3 protein-coding genes are annotated in these 4,598 nt (G+C 70.2%); all 3 read left to right on the forward strand.

Annotated elements, in window-relative coordinates:
- On the forward strand, window positions 1–2,038 hold a 2,038-nt coding region (locus VXC91_RS42685), incomplete at its 5' end, for a hydantoinase/oxoprolinase family protein (RefSeq protein WP_329512739.1).
- Window positions 2,039–2,446: 408 nt separating this feature from the next.
- Complete coding sequence (locus VXC91_RS42690) at window positions 2,447–2,809, forward strand: AMP-binding enzyme (protein ID WP_329512740.1); 363 nt, start codon at window positions 2,447–2,449, stop codon at window positions 2,807–2,809.
- Entirely contained in the window at window positions 2,793–4,295 is a 1,503-nt protein-coding gene (locus tag VXC91_RS42695; RefSeq protein ID WP_329512741.1) for a flavin-containing monooxygenase, read from the forward strand. The genes VXC91_RS42690 and VXC91_RS42695 overlap by 17 nt, the downstream gene beginning before the upstream one ends.
- The last annotated feature ends 303 nt before the right edge of the window (window positions 4,296–4,598 follow it).

The raw sequence follows: 4,598 nt of genomic DNA on the forward strand, positions 1-4,598 counted from the left end.
TCAGGAGTTGCGCATGTACTACATCGGTGTGGACATCGGTGGCACATTCACCGACTGTGTGCTGGTCGACCGGAGCGGCCACCGCCGCACAGCCAAGACACTGTCCACCAAGCACGATCCGGTCTCGGGCGTGCTGACTGGCCTCGAGCGCCTCGCCGAAGCCGAGGGCATCGACTTGACGACCCTGCTGGGCCGGACGAGCCGTTTCGGGCACGGCACGACCATCGGCACCAATGCCGTACTGGAGCGCGCCGGCGCACGCGTCGGCCTGGTCGCCACGGCCGGACACGGTGACGCGCTCTCGATCGTGCGGGGGTCCGGGCGGGTGGCCGGCCGGGCGATCGAGGACGTCTTCGCCGTGCACGGAAGCCGGCTGCCGGCTCCGATCACCGTGCCGGGTGCGGTGCTCGAGGTGCACGAGCGGATCGACGCCTCAGGTGCGGTCGTGGTCGCTCTGGACACCGGGCGCGCCGTCGAGGACATCAAGCGGCTGATCGCCGAGCACCGGTTGGACTCGATCGCGATCGCGCTGCTGTGGTCGTTCGTGAACGCCGAACACGAGCAGGCCCTGGCCGCGGCGCTCGCGACCGGGGCACCGGACGTGTTCGTGTCGAGTTCGGTGGTCGTCTCGCCTCGGCTCGGGGAGTACGAGCGCACCGTCGCCACGGTCATGAACGGCTATGTCGGACCCGCGTGCTCACGCTACCTGGGCCGGCTCGTCGATCGCCTCGGCGAATCCGGACTCTCCGAGCCGCTGCTGGTGATGCAGTCCAACGGCGGTGTCCTGCCCGCCGAGGCGGCGGCGACGACCTCGCTGGGCACCATCGACTCCGGTCCCGCCGGCGGCCTGACCGCCGTCGCCGCACTGGCCCGGGCCTTCGGTCATGACCGTGTGGTCGCCACGGACATGGGCGTCACGTCCTTCGACATCGGTCTGGTGGTCGACGGCAAGCCGGTGATGGCCGACGACAACGTTATCGACCAGTACACGTACCGGTTGCCTCGCCTCGCGGTGAAGACGATCGCGTGCGGCGGCGGCACCCTGGTCCGGTTCGACGAGGCCACCGGGGGCCTTCGGGTCGGGCCCCGCAGCGCGGGTTCCGAACCCGGGCCGGTCTGTTACGGGCGCGGAGGCACCGAGCCGACGGTCACCGACGCGGATGTCGTGCTGGGATTCCTGCGCCCCGAGGCTTTCCTGGACGGCCGGATGCCGCTGGACCGCGACGCCGCGACCCACGCGATGGCCCGGCTCGCCAAGCGGCTCGGTCTCTCGGTCGAGGAGACCGCGGTCGGCATCCTCGAGATCAACAACATGCGCGCGGCGACGGCGATCCGCCGACAGACACTCGAACGCGGCCACGATCCCCGCGACTACGTCCTCTACGCCTACGGCGGTGCGGGCCCGGTCCACGCCTTCGGATACGCAGCCGAATCGGGCGTACGCGAGGTCGTCATCCCGCTGGGCAACGGCGCATCCACGCTATCCGCCTACGGAATCGCCTCCGGCGACGTCGTGCTCCACAAGGAACTCGAGCGCAGCCTGCTCGCCCCGTTCGAGGGTAAGCGGGCCGACGCTCTCGCCATGACCGTCACCGAGGTGGAGGCCACCGCGCGGGCGGACCTCGCTGCCGCCGGGTTCGGTGGTGACGATGTCGTCATCGAGGTGGACGCGCTGATGCGGTTCCGCGAGCAGTTGATGCACAGCCTGGAGATCCCGGTGCCGCTGCCGGTCGGCCCGGACACGGGTGTCCGGCTGCTGGACGGATTCGACGCCGAGTACGTGCGGCGCTACGGAGCCGGCGGGACCGCCCTGTTCCAGGCCGTGCAGGTGTTCGCGTTCCGGGCGCGGGCGTCGGTGGCCGCGGGCATCCCGACCCCGCAGGCGGACGCCGGGGACGCGGTGCCGGCCCAGCGGACCGACGTGTACTGGCCCGGTCGGGGCTGGACCCCGACCGACGTCCACCGCGGCTCCCCCCGCGGCACCGTCCCGGGCCCCGCACTCATCCGCCTGCGACTCGCCACTCCAAAGGAGTCATGATGGCCGAGACGGTCTCCGCACCGGCTCCCGAGGCCTCCGCACCCTCTGCCGAGACACCCACCGTCCTCTGGGACGGCATCGCCCGTGGGTACGTCCCGGCCGAGCCCCTGCCGGTACCCGCATCGGTGCGGCTGCACACGACCGCCGTCGACGACGTCGACGCCGTGACGTTCGAGGTCGTGCGCTACTCGTTGATGAACATCAACCTCGAACACGGGCAGACGCTGCAGCTCTGTGTCTCGCCGGTCACGATGATCACTCGCGACTTCCAGCCGTCGATTCTGACCGCGGACGCCGATGTGGTGTTCCTCGGCCCCTACTTGCAGTACTTCTCCAACGCCCAGTCACTAACAATCAAGTGTCCCGCAGGACTTCCCCGCCGAGGGGGTCCTCGACCGCCTCAAGGACATGATCATCCGCGGAAGCGAGAACATCTACAGCCTCGAGGTCGAGAACGTCCTGGCCGGCCACCCGGACATCGCCGACGTCGCCGTCGTCGGGGTGCCCAACCCGATCTTCGACGAGCGGGTGCGAGCGGTCGTGGTGCCCCGTCCGGGCCGCGCCCCCAGCATGGAGTCGCTGCGCGCCCACGCCGCCTCCGCCCTGGCCGACTACAAGGTTCCCGCCGAGATCGTCTTCGCCGAGCAACTACCGTGCAACGCGTCCGGAAAGGTCCTCAAACGACAGCTCGCCGACACCGCCGACCACGATGGTGCGACCGACCACGCGGAAGGCCCGGCCGCGAAGGAAACAGATGGCATCCCCGGCTGACCCTGCCCGCACCGAAGCCGGGACCCCCGCGGTCGACGACGTCGACGTCGTGATCGTGGGGACCGGTTTCAGTGGGCTAGGCGTCGCAGCCCTGCTCGACAAGGCAGGAATCCGCTCGTTCCGAATCCTGGAAGCCGCCGACGACCTCGGCGGAACCTGGCGCGACAACACGTACCCCGGGTGCGGCTGCGACATCCCCTCACCGCTGTGCTCCTACTCGTTCGACCAAAAACCCGACTGGAGCAGACTGTTCGCCGGCCAACCGGAGATCCTGGACTACCTGCGCGTGGTCGCCCGCCGCCGCGGCCTCATCGACCGCATGCGATTCGGCCAGGAGGTCCGCGAGGCCCGGTGGATCGAGGCCGATGCCCGCTGGGAGGTGGTGACCTCGACCGGCGAGCGCTACCGCACCCGGTTCCTGATCTCCGCAGTCGGACCGCTGCACCATCCCGTCTACCCCGACCTGCCCGGCATCGAGACCTTCGACGGACCAGCGTTCCACTCGGCGACCTGGCGGCACGACGTGGACCTGACCGGCAAGCGGGTCGCGGTCATCAGCACCGGCGCCAGCGCCATCCAGTTCGTCCCCGCGATCGTCGACAAGGTCTCGGCGCTCACCGTCTTCCAGCGCACACCGCCCTGGATCGTCCCGAAGGCCGACCGGCCCTTCGACACGCGTCATCGCCGCCTGGCCCGCTGGTTCCCGCCCTACCTGTGGTGGGTGCGCGAGCGTCTGTTCTGGGTCCACGAACGGCGAGCCGCCGGATTCGTCAGCGATCCCCAGGCCATGGCCAGGACCGGCGCGCTGGCGCGCAGACTCATCGAGAAGCAGGTCGCCGACCCTGAGCTGCGCGCCGCCGTCACGCCCGACTACACCATCGGCTGCAAGCGGCTGCTGATCTCCAGCGACTGGTACCCCGCGCTGTCCCGGCCCCACGTTCACGTGCGTCGCGGCGGGGTCAAGGAAATCCGGTCCCGCGCCGTGGTCGGAGAGGACGGCGTCGGGGTCGATGCCGACATCCTCATCTACGGCACCGGCTTCGACGCACAGCACACCATTCGCATCGACATCACCGGACGCGACGGACTGACCCTCGCCGACGCCTGGCGCAACGGTAACCAGGCCTACCTCGGCACCACGGTCGCCGGCTTCCCCAACATGTTCCTCATGGTCGGACCGAACACCGGACTCGGCCACAACTCGCAGATCTTCATGATCGAGGCCCAGGCCCGCTACATCATCGGCATCCTGCGCCGCCTCCGCCGACGCGCTGCTGACTCGGTCGAGGTGCGCCCCGAGGTCCAGCAGGCGTTCAGCGACTGGATGGACGGACGCATGGCAGGCACGGTCTGGCAGTCGGGCGGGTGCCGCAGCTGGTACCAGGATCCCCGATCGGGGCGCAACACCGTTCTGTGGCCCGACACCTCGATCGCCGTCTGGCGCCGGACCCGCCGTGTCCGGCTGACGGACTATCGGCTGGCTTGAGGACAGTGGCCCGACACCGGCGGATGCACGGCCGATCTGGGTTGCTCGGCGGAGCGGCCGGATCCGCAGCGCAGCGCCCTGAAGGGACGCGGGGGCTGTACCGATATGCGGCTGTGCCGCGTGTGCGCGGCCGCCAACCCGGTCCCGCAGAGCGCGGCCCGCCGGAGCACTGGCCCACCGGTCTCCGCTGGAGGTCCGTCAGCAGCACCGGCGGGGGCCCGCCTGCGGCCGAAGGTGCCTGTCCGGCACCTGTAACCGGGGGCCGTGGAGGACGGCCCTCGAATCCGGTCCCGGACACCGGAG

The organism is Streptomyces chiangmaiensis (genome assembly GCF_036281785.1).
Classification (GTDB): Bacteria; Actinomycetota; Actinomycetes; order Streptomycetales; family Streptomycetaceae; genus Streptomyces; species Streptomyces chiangmaiensis.